Consider the following 14,898-nt stretch of genomic DNA (forward strand, 5'->3'; position numbering starts at 1 on the left):
GAACTACAGAGCCGGGGTCAGGTACATCCCGCTCTGGTCGGCCCCGGCGGTGTTCTTGCAGCCGAAACCGCTGCCCGCCGGCTGTGCCACGGCCAGCGCCAGGCAGCGCCCGGCCGCGAGCTGCCCGAAGTGGTTCGGGTGCATGGACTCCTGGACCAGCCCCTGCGTCTCGCTGCTGTCGATCCAGCGCGCCCACTCGCTCGTCTTCGCCGAGGCCGGAGCGGTCGTGGTCACCAGCTTGCTCGCCTTCGCGCACACCTCGCGCCCCTGCATCATGTCCTTCAGGTCCAGGAACTGCGCACCCTTGGCGGCGGCGACCGCCTTGAGCCGCCCCGCGATCTGCGGCACGAGCGAGTCCCGCGCCCAGTCGGAATCCTTGTTCCAGAAGGGGCACCCGCCCGTGTTGAGCCGGCTCCAGTCGCTCTGGGTGTACCGGTTCTCCGCGCTGCGCGGGATCGGCGACGGGTAGGACTGCAGCACGAGCCGGTACGAGGAGTCGGCGTAACCGGCGCCCCGCATGACGGCCCGCACCTCGTCGACCGACTTGCCGACGTCGGCCATCACGCCGCCGATCTTCTCGTCGACCCCTTCCTGCTGGTCGTCGTAGCAGTAGGAGTTCCACAGCACGAAGTCGTACGCGCACTCCTTGATGATGTCGGCGAAGCCGAGGTCGTTGCCGCCGATGGACAGCGCGATGACCTTGATGTCGTTGCTCGCGGCCACCGCGGCGAGCTGATCGGCCTGCGGGGCCTCTCCCTTGAAGGCGACACCCCCGTTGGAGGCGCGGAACACGTTCTGCGAAGTCGCCCCGGAACACGCCAGGTTGATCGCGACATCGGCGATGGCCCCGGCGCTCTTCACCTCGGCGGAGTCCGACCGGTGGCAGCCGCCGGCGGTGGCCCCGTAGACCTTGCCGGGGTCGTAGCTGCTGCCGCTCACCCATGCCCGGTCGGTGCCGGTCCGGTTCCCGCTGTTGGTCAGGCTGTTGCCCTTCCAGCGTCCGGCCTCACCGGAGATGTAGCTGTCCCCGAGGGACACCACGGCGGTCGGCCCGGACCCAGGCCCGGCCACGGCCGGCCCGGCCCCTCCGGCGACCAGTACCCCGGCGAGGAGCGGCACCGCCATCCCGATCCCGGCCAGTCGTCGCACCCGACGGGGCCGGTCCATGCTGTCGTTGCGGAATCCGTTCACTGCGGAACTCCTGCGGTCGGCCATGCGGAAGCCAGGAACGGCTTCGGCGCATGGCTGGTAAGTGGGGGTTACCTCCGGCCGGTGGCAACCGGAAAACTCCCATGCCGCGCGTTGTTACCGCTAGGTACAGTCACGTTACGAACGAGTAACAACCGATCGGTCGTTCGGCCGGTACCCGCGTCTACGGCTGCTGTCGGATTCGGCCGGGCACACGACCGCGCCCCCGGAGCCGGAAGGCTTCGGGGGCGCGGTCATGTTTCGGCTGCTGTGCGATTCAGCCGAAAGTGCGGTGTCAGCCGGTGAGCTGGTCGTACGCGGGGAGGGTGAGGAAGTCCGCGTAGTCCGTGTCCAGGGAGACCTGCAGGAGGAGGTCGTGGGCCTGCTGCCACTTGCCGGAGGTGAAGGCCTCCTCGCCGACCTCGGCGCGGATCGCGGCGAGTTCGGCGGCCGCGATCTCGCGGGTGAGGTCGGCGGTGGCGAGCTTGCCGTTCTCGAAGATCACGCCGGCGTTGATCCACTGCCAGATCTGCGAGCGCGAGATCTCGGCGGTGGCGGCGTCTTCCATCAGGCCGAAGATGCCGACGGCGCCGTGGCCGCGCAGCCAGGCCTCGATGTAGCGGATGCCGACCTGGACGGCGTTGCGCAGGCCGTCGTACGTGGGCTTCGCGTCCAGGGAGTCGATGGCGATGAGCTCGCCGGGGGCGACGGAGACGTCCTCGCGCAGGCGGCTCTTCTGGTTCGGGTTGTCGCCGAGGACCGCGTCGAAGGAGGCCATCGCGATCGGGACCAGGTCGGGGTGGGCGACCCAGGAGCCGTCGAAGCCGTCGCCGGCCTCGCGGTCCTTGTCGGCCTTGACCTTCTCGAAGGCGACCTTGTTGACCTCGGCGTCCTTGCGGGACGGGATGAAGGCCGCCATGCCGCCGATGGCGTGCGCACCGCGCTTGTGGCAGGTCTTGACCAGCAGCTCGGTGTAGGCGCGCATGAACGGGGCGGTCATCGTCACCGCGTTGCGGTCCGGCAGGACGAACTTCTCGCCGCCGTCACGGAAGTTCTTGACGATGGAGAAGAGGTAGTCCCAGCGGCCGGCGTTCAGGCCCGCCGCGTGGTCGCGCAGCTCGAAGAGGATCTCGTCCATCTCGTACGCGGCCGTGATCGTCTCGATCAGGACGGTCGCGCGGACGGTGCCCTGCGGGATGCCGACATAGTCCTGGGCGAAGACGAAGATCTCGTTCCAGAGGCGCGCCTCCAGGTGGGACTCGGTCTTCGGCAGGTAGAAGTACGGGCCCTTGCCGAGCGCGATGAGGCGCTTGGCGTTGTGGAAGAAGTACAGGCCGAAGTCCACGAGCGAGCCGGAGGCCGGGCCGCCCTCGAACTGGAGGTGGCGCTCCTCGAGGTGCCAGCCGCGCGGGCGCATCACGACGGTGGCGAGCTCCTCGGTGGGCTTGAGGGTGTACGCCTTGCCCGTGCGGGCGTCGGTGAAGTCGATGCGGCGCTCATAGGCGTCGATCAGGTTGAGCTGGCCGAGGACCACGTTCTCCCAGGTGGGAGCCGAGGCGTCCTCGAAGTCGGCAAGCCAGACCTTGGCGCCCGAGTTCAGGGCGTTGATGGTCATCTTGCGGTCGGTCGGGCCGGTGATCTCCACACGGCGGTCGTTCAGCGCGGCCGGGGCCGGCGCCACCTTCCAGTCGCCCTCGCGGACCTGTGCGGTGTCCGGGAGGAAGTCGAGCGTGGAAGTGCGGGCGATCTCGGCGCGCCGCACGGAGCGGCGGGCGAGGAGCTCTGCGCGGCGGGGGGCGAACTGCCGGTGGAGCTCGGCCACGAAGGCGAGAGCCGCTTCGGTGAGGACCTCGTCCTGCCGGGGCAGGGGCTCGGCGTCGACGATGGCCAGCGATGACGGCGCTGGTGCGGACATATCTGTCACTCCTTCAGCGGCGGTGCCTGGCGGCCGCGGGGAATGCTCGCGCTGGACGGCACGCAGTGCCGTCGGGTGTGGAGAGTTCCGGGATACGGTCGCGGGCGCCGTCTGGGGGTTCAGGGCGCTTCTGACCAGTGGATAGTAATTTCCTCATGGTGGAAGTTCAATGGTTTGTTGATGTCGAGATTCTCTGAGTCGACAGATTCCGCATCGCGGTGGCCCTCAGTGCCACCATCGTCACAGCCTGCTCAGACCAGTCGTGCCAGGTCGGGCGGCGTGTCGATGTCGAAGGCCTCCGCGATGTCCCCGCATTCGACCAGTGTGAGCTGTTCCGCGTAGTTCGTCAGGTGGACGCGCGCGCCCTTGTCGCCCGTGGCCGTCGCCACGATGTCCGGCCAGCGGTCCGCCCCGAAGAGCACCGGGTGCCCGCGCTCGCCGTCGTAGGACGCCGCCACCAGACTCGCGGGGGACCGGTAGGCGGCCCGGACCCGGGCCACCGCCTCGGGGCCGATGCCCGGCTGGTCCACGAGGGAGACCAGGGCCGCTTCGGCTCCCGTACCGGCCAGCGAGGCCAGGCCGATCCGCAGGGAGGAGCCCATGCCCTCGGCCCAGTCCGGGTTGTCGGTCACCACGCATCCGCTGAGGTCGGCCCGTTCGCGCACCTCGGCCGCAGAGGCGCCGAGCACCACGTGCAGCGGGCCGCAGCCCGCTTCGCGCAGGACCCGTACGGCGTTCTCCACCAGCGGGCGGCCCCGGTAGGTCAGCAGGGCCTTCGGGCGGCCGCCCAGCCGCCGGCCGCCGCCGGCCGCGAGGAGCAGGCCGGCGATCACCGGGGGAGGGGTGCCGTCCGCTGCGGGCCGTGGTCGAGGCTGGTGATGGTCGGGTGTGCGGCTGTGGGGTGACATGTCACCGATTCTCGCTCGGGCCGCAGAAACCGTCGTACGGCGGCCAGCGCCGCCCCGATGCGCAGGGGCTCGGTGATCCGGTTCTCGCTGGCGGTGAGCAGGGCCCGTTCGTCACGGTCGGTCAACATCGCGGCTTCTCCTTGCCAATCAACGGCCAATAGAGCGAGTCTGAACCTGGATTGGCCTGGCAGGCAGAGCCAATCAGGGGAGGTTGGCATGGCAAACGGGCGAGTGGTCCAGACGGCGGACAGAACGATCGGCAGCCGCCAGCTCGCGGCACTGCTCCCGGCGGAGGTACTGGCCCGCCCCGGCTACCGGGCCCTCGCCGACGCCGTCCGCACCCTGATCCTCGACGGCCGGATCGCCCTGCACGTGCGCCTGCCCGCCGAACGCGAGCTCGCCGAAGCGGTCGGCGCCAGCCGGGCCACCGTCACCAGCGCCTACGACCTCCTGCGCGAGAGCGGCTACGTCCGCAGCCGCCGCGGATCCGGGACCTGGACCGAGCTCCCCGAAGGACACGGCCCGGTCGGCGCGCACGCCATCATCGGGGGCAGCGGCGGCCGCGCCGACGACAACCCCGGCATCGACCTCGCCATCGCCGCGATGGGCGCCCCCGACGGAACTCTGGCCGAAGCACTGGCCTGGGCCGCGCCCCGGCTCCCGGCGCTGGCCCGCCGCCCCGGCTACCACCCCTTCGGACTGCCCGACCTGCGTACGGCCATCGCCGAGCGGTTCACCCGGCGGGGAATGGCGACCCGCCCGGAGCAGATCCTCGTCACGGCGGGCGCGCAGCACGCGTTCACGCTGGTGGTGAGCCTGCTGTGCCGGCCGGGGGACCGGGTGATGACCGAGAACCCGACCTACGCCAACGCCCTCGACGCCCTGCGCCACGCACGGCTGCGCACCGGGTCGATCGCCGTCTCCGACGGGGGCTGGGACCTGGAGATCGCGGAGTCGGCACTGCGCCAGACCGTGCCGAGGCTCGCGTACGTGATCCCCGACTTCCACAACCCCACGGGCGCCCTGATGCCGCAGGAGCAGCGACTGCGACTGCTGGCGGCGACCCGGCGGACCGGGACCTGGCTGGTCGTCGACGAGACCATCGCCGACATCGCGCTCGACGTGCCCGCGCCCGCCCCGCTGGCCTCGCTCGCGCCGAAGGGCGGGGCCGACCACGTGGTGACCATCGGCTCGCTGAGCAAGACCCACTGGGGCGGGCTGCGGGTCGGGTGGATCCGGGCCACAGCCAAGATGATCACGGAGTTGACGGCGCTACGGGTGGCGGCCGACATGACCGGCTCGGTACTGGACCAGCTGGTGGCGCTGCCGCTGCTGGAGGGGCTGGACCGGTCGCTGCCCGCGCGGCTGGAGCAACTGCGCGGACAGCGGGCGGCGCTGGTCGCCTCGCTGGAGCGGCACACGCCCGAGTGGTCCTGGACCCTGCCGCCGGGCGGGCTGTCGCTCTGGGTGGACCTGGGGGAGCCGGTCAGCTCCGCGCTGGCGGACCGGGCGGTGGCCGCAGGGGTGAACATCGGGCGGGGCGCGCGGTTCGGGGTGGACCCCGGGACCTTCGAGCACCGGCTGCGGATTCCGTACACGCTGGAGGCGGAGCAGTTGGACGAGGGGGTACGGAGGCTGGCGCAGGCCTTCCACGAGGGTGTGCCGTTGCCTTCGGCGGTGGAGCGGCCTTACTGGGTGGCGTAGGGGACCGCTCCCCGGGTCGGGGTCCTGGCCCGGTGGTCCGTGGCGGGGCTGGGGGTGGCGTTCGTGGTCAGGGTGTTCGGATCAGGCGGCGGGTGGCGGCCGTTGCCACCGCCGAGGTGCGGGAGTCGACGCCCAGTTTTGCGTAGATGTGGACCAGGTGGGATTTGACCGTGGCCTGGCTCAGGAAGAGCTGTTTGGAGATCTGCTGGTTCGACAGGCCGTCCGCGACCAGCTGGAGGACCTCCAGTTCGCGCTTGGTCAGGGCCTCCGCGGGGGTGCGCATGCGGTCCATCAGGCGTAGTGCCACCGCCGGGGCCAGCGCCGACTGGCCGGCTGCCGCGGTGCGGACGGCCGCCGCCAGTTCCTCCGGCGGGGCGTCCTTGAGGAGGTAGCCCGACGCGCCCGCCTCCACCGCCGCCAGGATGTCCGCGTCGGTGTCGTACGTGGTCAGGACCAGCACTCGGGGGGACGGGGACCGGGCCGTGATCAGGGCCGTGGCCGCCGAGCCGTGCATACCGGGGCCGGGCCCGAACTGGAGGTCCATCAGGACCACGTCGACCCCTGTGGAACCGGCCAGCTCCACCGCCCGTTCCGCGGTCGCCGCCTCCGCCACCACCTCGAAGTCGGGCTCCGTGTCCAGCACCGCGCGCAGCCCGGCCCGGACCACCGGGTGGTCGTCGGCGAGGAGCAGCCGGATCGTCATGAGAGTGCCTCCGCGGGCAAGGGCAGGGTGACGGCCACGGCGGTGCCCTGGCCGGGGGCGGATTCGACCGTGAACAGGCCGCTGAGGGTTTGCGCCCGCGAGCGCATCGCCGGCAGGCCGAAGCCGCCCCCGCCCGAGGGGTCGCGGGAGGCCGCGCCGGGGTCGAAGCCCTTGCCGTCGTCGACGATGTCCAGGGTCACGGAGGAGTCCATGAACGTCAGGGTGATCTCGGCGCGGCCGGCCCCCGCGTGCCGCACCACATTGGCCAGCGCCGACTGCGCGATCCGCAGGAGCGCCACCTCGTAGGGCGTGGGCAGGGGGCGCGCGGCGCCGCTCAGGGAGAACCGGACCCGGGGGCCCGGCGCCCCCGAGCACAACCGCTCCAGCGCGGCCGGCAGCGACCCGTACTCCAGGTCCGGAGGCGTGAGGGCCCGTACGAAGCGGCGTGCCTCGGCGAGGTTCTCCTGGGCGGCCTCCCGGGCCCGGCCGATGTGCGGGAGGGCCGGCGAGCCCTCGGGCAGGCCGCGCTCCGCGGCCCGCAGGAGCAGCTGGATGGAGGACAGGCCCTGCGCCAGGGTGTCGTGGATCTCGCGGGCGAGCCGCTCCCGCTCCGCCAGGATCCCGGCGCTCCGCTCGGCCGCGGCCAGCTCGGCCCGGGTCGTGATGAGCTCCTCGATCAGCTCGCGGCGCCGCTCACTCTCCCGGTACAGCGCCTGGTAGCCCAGTACGGTCGCCACCGCGACGGCCCCGCCCAGCAGCGGCCCGAGGAAGGCCCCCGGGGTCACCGCGCCGCTGTGCCCGAGGAAGCCGCCGATCGCCGCGCAGGCGGTCACCGCGACGGCCGCCACGCCCCACCGCAGCCGCAGCAGGTGCAGCTCCAGGAAGTACAGCGGGAAGGCGATCCACAGCCCGTCGGGGGAGACCACCAGCAGGGCGGCCCAGACCGCGCCCAGTGCGGCCAGCCACACCGCCCCGGCACGCACCGAGCTGTGCACCACGGGGGTGCGTACGCCCACCAGGTACACGGCGGCCAGTACCGCGCAGGCCGCGACCACCCAGCCCGCGCGCGGCGCGGAGTCGGTGACGGCCCGCCCTGCGGCGAGGGCGAGCAGGCCGAAGAGCAGCGCGTGCAGGCACAGCCGCAGGACGCGGGAGACGGGGGTGAGGGCGCGGTCGGCGAGGGCCGTGGGCGCGGGGGGCCGGGAGAGAGCAGTCATGTCCTGACCAGCGTAAGTCCGGGTCCGGGGGCACCGGTCAACCAAAGGATTGATGTATGGGTGCGCCCTTCGATACGAGGATCCCTACTGTGGCGCGATGCCTTGTGACCACGCGGAACACCAAGGTGGGGAACATGTTCGTCGCATGGAGAGATCTACGGTTCGCGAAGGGCCGCTTCGCCCTGATGGGCTCGGTCGTACTGCTGATCACGCTGCTGGTCGGCCTGTTGTCCGGGCTCACCGCGGGCCTGGCCCGGGAGAACATCTCGGCCCTCACCGGCCTGCCATCCACCACCCGCCTCGCGTTCGCAGCGCCCGCCGGGGACCAGAAGGTCTCCTTCACCAACTCCCAGGTGCCCGAGAGGGCCTGGCTGGCCTGGCGCGAGCAGCCGGGGGTGACCTCCGCGCAGCCGCTGGGCATCCGCACCACCAACGCCGTCTCCGGTGAGCGCACCGCCGCCGTGTCCGTCTTCGGAGTGGATCCGGCAGGCTCCCTGGCGCCCTCGGGCAGCGGCCTCACCCAGGGACGGGTGGTCCTCACCGAGAAGGCCGCCGAGGAGCTCGGCGGGCTCACCGCCGGCGCCCGGCTCAAGATCGGCCCCGTCGAGCTGACCGTGGCCGCCGTCTCCGGCACCGCGGCCTACAGCCACACCCCGGTCGTCTGGATGGACCTGGCCGACTGGCAGCGCGTCGGAAACCCCGGCACCTCCCTGGACCCCCTCGCCACCGTTGTGGCCCTGGACGGCGTGGGCGTCGACTGGGCGGCCGGGGACAAGGCCACCGGCACCGACGCGCAGACCGTCGACGAGGCACTGGGCGCGATCGGCTCCTACACCTCCGAGAACGGCTCGCTGCAGCTGATGCGCGGGTTCCTCTTCGCCATCTCGGCCCTGGTCATCGGAGCCTTCTTCACGGTGTGGACCATCCAGCGCAGCGGGGACATCGCCGTACTGAAGGCACTGGGTGCCTCCACCCCGTACCTCCTCAAGGACGCGCTCGGGCAGGCCGTGGTGATGCTGGCGCTCGGCACCGGTGCGGGCACCGCGCTCGCGGTCGGCTTCGGAGTCCTCATCAGCGGCGGCGCCGTGCCCTTCGTGCTCGACACAGCCACCGTGCTGGTACCGGCCGCCGTCATGATCGCGCTCGGCGCGCTGGGCGCCGCCCTGTCCATCCGGCGGATCACCGCCGTAGACCCCCTGACGGCACTCGGGAGCGCCCGATGACCCTGTTCGTGCACGACGTCACGCTCACCTACCCGGACGGCGAGGGCCGCCTCACCGCACTGGACGCAGTCCGCCTGGAGGTGCCGGCCGGCACCCTGACGGCGGTGGTCGGCCCTTCCGGTTCCGGGAAGTCCAGCCTGCTCGCGGTCGCCGCCACCCTGGTCACCCCCGACGCCGGCCGGGTGGTCGTGGCGGGGCAGGACACCTCGAAGCTCGGCGCGGCCGAGAAGGCGGCGCTGCGCCGGGAGAAGATCGGCATCGTCTTCCAGCAGCCGAACCTGCTGGCCTCGCTCACCGCCGCCGAACAGCTCCAGGTCATGGCCCACATATCCGGCCGGCCCCCGCACTCCCTGCGCCGGCGGGCCCTGGAGCTGCTGGACGCGGTGGGACTGGCCGACAAGGCCGGCAAACGGCCCCACGAGCTCTCCGGGGGGCAGCGCCAGCGGATCAACATCGCCCGCGCCCTGATGAACGAGCCCGCCGTGCTGCTCGTCGACGAGCCCACCAGCGCCCTCGACCACGACCGCGGCGCCGCGGTCCTGGACCTGCTGGTCAACCTCACCCGGGAACGCTCCACCGCCACCGTGCTGGTCACCCACGACCACGCCCACCTGGACCGCATGGACGCGACGGCGACGATGACGGACGGCCGCCTGACGCAGGCCGTCCCGGCCGCCCAGCCGCGGTAAGGGGCTACGCGGCCGCCTACGGGGCCGCGCAGCCCCGTAGGCGGCCGCGCGGCGGCCCGGCCACGGGCGTACGCGAAAGGCCCCGGCCACCCCTTCGAGGGGGCGGCCGGGGCCTTTCGCGTACGGCGGGTGCCTACGCGGGGTTCTGGCTCTGCAGGGCCACCGACAGCTCGGCCGCGACGCCCTGGAGGATCGGCACGAAGGACTCGGCCACGGCCTCGGTCACCCGGCCGGCCGGGCCGGAGATGGAGATCGCGGCGGCGGTCGGCGAGTTCGGCACGGAGACCGCGAGGCAGCGGACTCCTATTTCCTGCTCGTTGTCGTCGACTGCGTAGCCCAGCCGGCGCACGTGCTCCAGGGCGTCCAGGAAGCCCTCGGGCGTGGTGATGGTCTTCTCGGTCGCGGCCGGCATCCCGGTACGCGCGAGCAGGGCCCGTACCTCGTCGGCGGGGGTGTGGGCGAGCAGCGCCTTGCCCACGCCGGTGGAGTGCGGCAGCACGCGGCGGCCGACTTCGGTGAACATGCGCATCGAGTGCTTGGACGGCACCTGGGCGACGTAGACGATCTCGTCGCCGTCGAGCAGGGCCATGTTCGCGGTCTCGCCGGTCTCCTCCACGAGGCGCGCCAGGTAGGGGCGGGCCCAGGTGCCCAGCAGCCGCGACGCGGACTCGCCGAGGCGGATCAGCCGGGGTCCGAGGGAGTACCGTCGGTTGGGCTGCTGCCGGACGTAGCCGCACGCCACGAGGGTGCGCATGAGGCGATGGATGGTGGGCAGTGGCAGGCCGCTGGCGGCGGAGAGCTCACTGAGGCCTACTTCACCCCCCGCGTCGGCCATACGTTCGAGCAGATCGAAGGCGCGCTCAAGGGACTGGACGCCACCGCTGGCGGCGGTGGGCTTGGTGGAGGCGTCGGTGGTGCTGGCGCTGGACGTCGGCACGGCGCGGTCCTTTCGGTGCTGGCAGGCAAGGAAGCAGCCTACCGGTCGGTCGGCGTCGGCCCTAGGGCCGGGTCAATGCCCGTCCCCGCCGGTCAGAGGCGGTTTGTCCGGGTGGCGAACGTCCTCGGGAAGTTACCCGCCCAGTACCTGGTGGTGGTAGCTACATTCTGCATAGCGAAATCTTAATTCCATCCTGTGGAAACATCCAATTGCGGTACGGGTCCGTCAGTGGTCCGTCCGGGCGCTCTTGACTGGTTCCGGATCGACGTGAAGACTCCGTCAACAGAACGTTGAATTTCGCTCTGTGGAAGTAGATGGGGAGGTTCCGGTGTCCGACCTGGCTGTGGAACTGGTACTGCGCTCGACGCGCGTCATCACCCCCGAGGGGACGATCGCCGCTTCGGTGGCCGTCGCCGGCGGGAAGATCGCGGCCGTGCTGCCGTACGAGGCCGACGTACCGGCCGGTGCCCGGCTGGAGGACTTCGGCGACGACGTGCTCCTCCCCGGCCTGGTCGACACCCACGTCCACGTGAACGACCCCGGTCGTACCGAGTGGGAAGGCTTCTGGACGGCCACCCGCGCCGCCGCGGCCGGTGGTATCACCACCATCCTCGACATGCCGCTGAACTCGCTGCCGCCGACCACCACGACCGCCAACCTGGTGGTCAAGCAGGAGGTCGCGCGGACGAAGGCGCACGTGGACGTCGGCTTCTGGGGCGGTGCGCTGCCCGACAACGTCAAGGACCTGCGCCCGCTGCACGACGCCGGCGTCTTCGGCTTCAAGTGCTTCCTGTCGCCCTCCGGCGTCGACGAGTTCCCCCTGCTCGACCAGGAGCAGCTGGCCGCCTCGCTCGCGGAGATCACCGGCTTCGGCGGCCTGCTCATCGTGCACGCCGAGGACCCGCACCACCTGGAGTCCGCGCCGCAGAACCCGGGCCCCAAGTACGCCGACTTCCTGGCCTCCCGCCCCAAGGACGCCGAGAACACCGCGATCCAGAACCTGATCGACCAGGCGAAGCGGCGAGACGCGCGCGTTCACGTCCTGCACCTGTCCTCCTCCTCCGCGCTGCCGCTGATCGCCGCCGCTAAGGCCGAGGGCGTCCGGATCACGGTCGAGTCCTGCCCGCACTTCCTCACCCTGACGGCCGAGGAAGTCCCGGACGGCGCCACCGAGTTCAAGTGCTGCCCGCCCATCCGCGAGTCCGCCAACCAGGACGTCCTGTGGGACGCGCTCGCCGACGGCACGATCGACTGCATCGTCTCCGACCACTCGCCCTCCACCGCGGACCTCAAGACCGGCGACTTCGCCACCGCGTGGGGCGGCATCTCCTCCCTCCAGCTGGGTCTTCCGGCCATCTGGACCGAGGCGAAGAAGCGCGGCCGCACCCTCGAGGACGTCGTCCGCTGGATGTCCGCCGCCCCGGCCGCCCTCGCCGGTCTGGCGAGCAAGGGCGCGATCGAGGCCGGCCGCGACGCCGACTTCGCCGTCCTGGCCCCCGAAGAGACCTTCACCGTGGACCCGGCCCACCTGCACCACCGCAACCAGGTCACGGCGTACGCGGGCAAGACCCTGCACGGCGTCGTGAAGTCCACCTGGCTGCGCGGCGCGCAGATCGCCGACCACGGCACCCCGTCCGAGCCCACCGGCCGACTCCTTGAAAGGCAGAACTGACTGTGGCACAGCGTTCGATTCCTCTGGCTTCCTTCACCGGTAACGCGAACCCGTACGGGGGCGGCGACCCGTACGCGGACTACCGCACCGCGGACTTCCCGTTCACCCAGTACGCGAACCTTGCCGCACGTGAGCTGGGCGCCGGGGTCATCGAAGCCAACGACGAGTTCTTCGCCCAGCGCGAGAACCTGCTGATCTCCGAGGCCGCGCACTTCGACCCCGAGGACTTCGGCCACAAGGGCAAGGTCATGGACGGCTGGGAGACCCGCCGCCGCCGCGGCATCTCCGCCACCCAGCCCTGGCCGACCGCCGAGGACCACGACTGGGCGCTCGTCCGCCTGGGCGCCCCCGGCGTCATCCGCGGCATCGTCGTCGACACCGCCCACTTCCGCGGCAACATGCCGCAGGCCGTCTCCGTAGAGGCCACCAACTGGGAGGGCGCGCTCGCGCCGACCCCGGCGGAGCTCCAGGGCGACGACATCAAGTGGACGACCGTCATCGCCCGCACCCCGGTCGGCGGCCACGCGGCCAACGGCTTCGAGGTCGACGTCGAGCAGCGCTTCACGCACCTGCGCGTGAACCAGCACCCCGACGGCGGCATCGCCCGCCTGCGCGTCTACGGCGAGGTCGTGCCCGACCCGAAGTGGCTCGCGGCGCTGGGCTCCTTCGACGTGGTGGCCCTGGAGAACGGCGGCTCCGTCCAGGACGCCTCCAACCGCTTCTACTCCCCGCCGACCAACACCATCAACCCGGGCCGCTCCCGCAAGATGGACGACGGCTGGGAGACCGCCCGTCGCCGTGACAACGGCAACGACTGGATCCGCTACCAGCTCGTCGCCGAGTCCGAGATCCGCGCCGTCGAGATCGACACCGCGTACCTCAAGGGCAACTCGGCCGGCTGGGCCTCGCTGTCCGTCAAGACGGGCGAGGAGGGCGAGTGGACGGAGTTCCTGCCGCGCACCCGCCTGCAGCCCGACACCAACCACCGCTTCGTGCTCGACGCCCCGGCGGTCGGCACGCACGTGCGCATCGACATCTTCCCGGACGGCGGTTTCTCCCGCCTGCGCCTCTTCGGCGCGCTGACGGAGGCCGGCACCGCCGCGCACACCGCCCGTCACCAGGAGCTGGGCGGCTGACGCCACCCACTCCCGCACCACACCGACGCCCCGGGGGCCGACACCCTCGGTGCGTTCAACTGTCCTCAGGGGCGCACCACTTGCTGGTGCGCCCCTGCGGCGTTCCCGGTTGACCGCAGGTCCCGGCCACAGCACTAGCCTGCGGTCGGAGTGCCCGACCAGGGCTCACGACCAGGGCTCACGACCAGGGAGGCGGCCGACGATGACCACCGAGGTACCACCGCGCACGAGGGAACAGCGCCGCACGGACACGCTGGCACGCTTCGAGACCGACATCGACGTCTGGGTGGCCACGGCAGGCGCCGAGGGCGCCCCGTGCCTCGTGCCGCTGTCGTTCCGGTGGGACGGGGAGACGTTCCTGATGTCGACCGGGCGCACCCTGCCCACCGGCCGCAACCTCGCCGCCGGCGGCCGGGTACGCCTTGCCTTCGGCGGAACCCGCGACGTGGTCCTGGTGGAAGGCGCCGCGACCCGGCTGGAGGCGGCGGAGCTGGCGCCCGGCGAGATCGAGGCCTTCGCGGCCCACTCCGGCTTCGACCCGAGCACCCTCAAGTCGCCCTATCCGTACTTCCGGATCGTGCCGGAGTGGATCCAGGCCTGGCGCGAGGCCGATGAGATCGCGGGACGCGACCTCATGAAGGCCGGCCGCTGGCTGGTCTGACGACCGGCCGGGCGTGCGCCGCGTACGGGGGCCCGGGTCTCGTACGGGGCCCCGTACGAGACCCGGGCCCCCTATGCGCCGGGCCTAAGCCGCGTGCCCGCCGTCCACCGCGAACTCGGCGCCCGTGACGTACGCGGCGTCCGGGCCCGCGAGGAAGGAGACCATGGCGGCCACTTCCTCCGGGGTGCCGAAGCGGCCCAGGGCCGTCATGGCCGCCTGAGGGGCGGCGTAGGGGCCGTCCGCCGGGTTCATGTCGGTGTCCACCGGGCCCGGGTGGACGAGGTTCGCGGTGATCCCGTGCTCCCCGAGCTCCCGGGAGAGGGCCTTGGTCAGACCGGTCAGCGCGGACTTGCTCATCGCGTAGAGGGTGCCGCCCGGCCCCGGGACCCGCTGGGTGATGCAGCTGCCGATGGTGACGATCCGCCCGCCCCGGCCCATCCGGCCGGCCGCGGCCCGGGAGGCCAGGAAGGCGCCGCGGACGTTGATCGCGAGGACCCGGTCCACGTCCGCGGGGGTGAGTGCCTCGAGCGGGCCGAGTACGCCCACCCCGGCGTTGTTCACCAGGACGTCGATCCGGCCCAGGCCCCGTACGGTGTCCTCCACCGCGCCGGCGACCGCCTCCGCGTCCCCCGCGTCGGCGCGCAGGGCCAGGCCGCGCCGACCGAGCGCCTCGATCTTGCCGACGACCACCCGTGCGGCCTCCTCGTCGTTGACGTAGGTGAGGGCCACGTCGTTGCCGTCCTCCGCCAGCCGGATGGCGGTGGCCGCCCCGATGCCCCTGCTGCCTCCGGTCACCAGTGCCACTGTGCCGTTCATGGGTTTCCTCCGTCGTAGTGCCGTCAGGTCGTTGTGGATTCAATGAAACGGGGGACGGGACCGGCGCGCTGGCAGGAATCGGACATCGCGTTCGCGCGCGGCGGACCGATGAGTTCCGCTCGACCCGGG

Annotated in this window: 14 protein-coding genes; 6 read left to right on the forward strand and 8 right to left on the reverse strand. The window is 71.9% G+C overall.

Annotated features, from left to right (window positions below; translation table 11 throughout):
* Positions 1 to 3 precede the first annotated feature (3 nt).
* The 4 genes from OTB20_RS21665 to OTB20_RS21680 all read right to left on the reverse strand — a co-directional run bounded on the left by OTB20_RS21665 (position 4) and on the right by OTB20_RS21680 (position 4,139).
* Positions 4 to 1,191, reverse strand: a complete 1,188-nt coding sequence (locus OTB20_RS21665; RefSeq protein WP_267819815.1) for a GDSL-type esterase/lipase family protein — start codon at positions 1,189 to 1,191, stop codon at positions 4 to 6.
* Positions 1,192 to 1,483: 292 nt separating this feature from the next.
* Positions 1,484 to 3,103 (reverse strand): malate synthase A, encoded by a 1,620-nt coding sequence (aceB, locus tag OTB20_RS21670; protein ID WP_267819816.1) that lies wholly within the window; start codon positions 3,101 to 3,103, stop codon positions 1,484 to 1,486.
* 251 nt (positions 3,104 to 3,354) lie between these two features.
* Positions 3,355 to 3,936 carry a nucleotidyltransferase family protein gene (locus OTB20_RS21675; protein ID WP_420716451.1) on the reverse strand — a complete coding sequence of 194 codons (582 nt, stop codon included), beginning with the start codon at positions 3,934 to 3,936 and terminating at the stop codon, positions 3,355 to 3,357.
* Positions 3,933 to 4,139 (reverse strand): hypothetical protein, encoded by a 207-nt coding sequence (locus OTB20_RS21680; protein WP_267819817.1) that lies wholly within the window; start codon positions 4,137 to 4,139, stop codon positions 3,933 to 3,935. The genes OTB20_RS21675 and OTB20_RS21680 overlap by 4 nt, the downstream gene beginning before the upstream one ends.
* Positions 4,140 to 4,227: 88 nt before the next feature.
* Here OTB20_RS21680 and OTB20_RS21685 point away from each other — a divergent pair, with 88 nt between their 5' ends.
* Positions 4,228 to 5,715 (forward strand): PLP-dependent aminotransferase family protein, encoded by a 1,488-nt coding sequence (locus OTB20_RS21685; RefSeq protein ID WP_267819819.1) that lies wholly within the window; start codon positions 4,228 to 4,230, stop codon positions 5,713 to 5,715.
* A gap of 67 nt (positions 5,716 to 5,782) precedes the next feature.
* Here OTB20_RS21685 and OTB20_RS21690 read toward each other — a convergent pair whose 3' ends face one another.
* Both OTB20_RS21690 and OTB20_RS21695 read right to left on the reverse strand, forming a co-directional pair.
* Positions 5,783 to 6,418, reverse strand: coding sequence for a response regulator (locus OTB20_RS21690; RefSeq protein ID WP_267759574.1), 636 nt, complete (start codon positions 6,416 to 6,418; stop codon positions 5,783 to 5,785).
* Positions 6,415 to 7,635 (reverse strand): sensor histidine kinase, encoded by a 1,221-nt coding sequence (locus OTB20_RS21695; protein ID WP_267819821.1) that lies wholly within the window; start codon positions 7,633 to 7,635, stop codon positions 6,415 to 6,417. Before OTB20_RS21695 ends, OTB20_RS21690 begins: the two co-directional genes overlap by 4 nt.
* A gap of 134 nt (positions 7,636 to 7,769) precedes the next feature.
* On the opposite strand from OTB20_RS21695, the gene OTB20_RS21700 reads away from it, so the two are divergent.
* Both OTB20_RS21700 and OTB20_RS21705 read left to right on the forward strand, forming a co-directional pair.
* On the forward strand, positions 7,770 to 8,858 hold the full coding sequence (locus tag OTB20_RS21700; protein ID WP_267819822.1) for an ABC transporter permease: 1,089 nt from the start codon (positions 7,770 to 7,772) through the stop codon (positions 8,856 to 8,858).
* Positions 8,855 to 9,547, forward strand: a complete 693-nt coding sequence (locus OTB20_RS21705) for an ABC transporter ATP-binding protein (protein ID WP_267819824.1) — start codon at positions 8,855 to 8,857, stop codon at positions 9,545 to 9,547. Before OTB20_RS21700 ends, OTB20_RS21705 begins: the two co-directional genes overlap by 4 nt.
* Before the next feature lie 133 nt (positions 9,548 to 9,680).
* On the opposite strand, the gene OTB20_RS21710 is transcribed toward OTB20_RS21705, so the two are convergent.
* Entirely contained in the window at positions 9,681 to 10,484 is an 804-nt protein-coding gene (locus OTB20_RS21710) for an IclR family transcriptional regulator (protein ID WP_267819825.1), read from the reverse strand.
* Between the two features lie 337 nt (positions 10,485 to 10,821).
* Between OTB20_RS21710 and allB the strand changes: the two genes are divergently transcribed.
* The 3 genes from allB (at position 10,822) to OTB20_RS21725 (ending at position 13,953) form a co-directional block, all read left to right on the forward strand.
* Entirely contained in the window at positions 10,822 to 12,156 is a 1,335-nt protein-coding gene (gene allB, locus OTB20_RS21715) for an allantoinase AllB (RefSeq protein WP_420716453.1), read from the forward strand.
* Between the two features lie 17 nt (positions 12,157 to 12,173).
* Complete coding sequence (alc, locus tag OTB20_RS21720) at positions 12,174 to 13,292, forward strand: allantoicase (RefSeq protein WP_420716454.1); 1,119 nt, start codon at positions 12,174 to 12,176, stop codon at positions 13,290 to 13,292.
* Positions 13,293 to 13,494: 202 nt separating this feature from the next.
* Positions 13,495 to 13,953: a pyridoxamine 5'-phosphate oxidase family protein gene (locus OTB20_RS21725; RefSeq protein WP_267819829.1), complete on the forward strand. Its 459-nt coding sequence runs from the start codon at positions 13,495 to 13,497 to the stop codon at positions 13,951 to 13,953.
* Positions 13,954 to 14,037: 84 nt separating this feature from the next.
* Here OTB20_RS21725 and OTB20_RS21730 read toward each other — a convergent pair whose 3' ends face one another.
* A complete protein-coding gene (locus OTB20_RS21730) occupies positions 14,038 to 14,769 on the reverse strand; it encodes a 3-oxoacyl-ACP reductase family protein (RefSeq protein WP_267819831.1) in 732 nt (243 codons plus the stop codon).
* Positions 14,770 to 14,898: the final 129 nt, after the last annotated feature.

The organism is Streptomyces sp. H27-H1 (genome assembly GCF_026627445.1).
GTDB lineage: Bacteria > Actinomycetota > Actinomycetes > Streptomycetales > Streptomycetaceae > Streptomyces.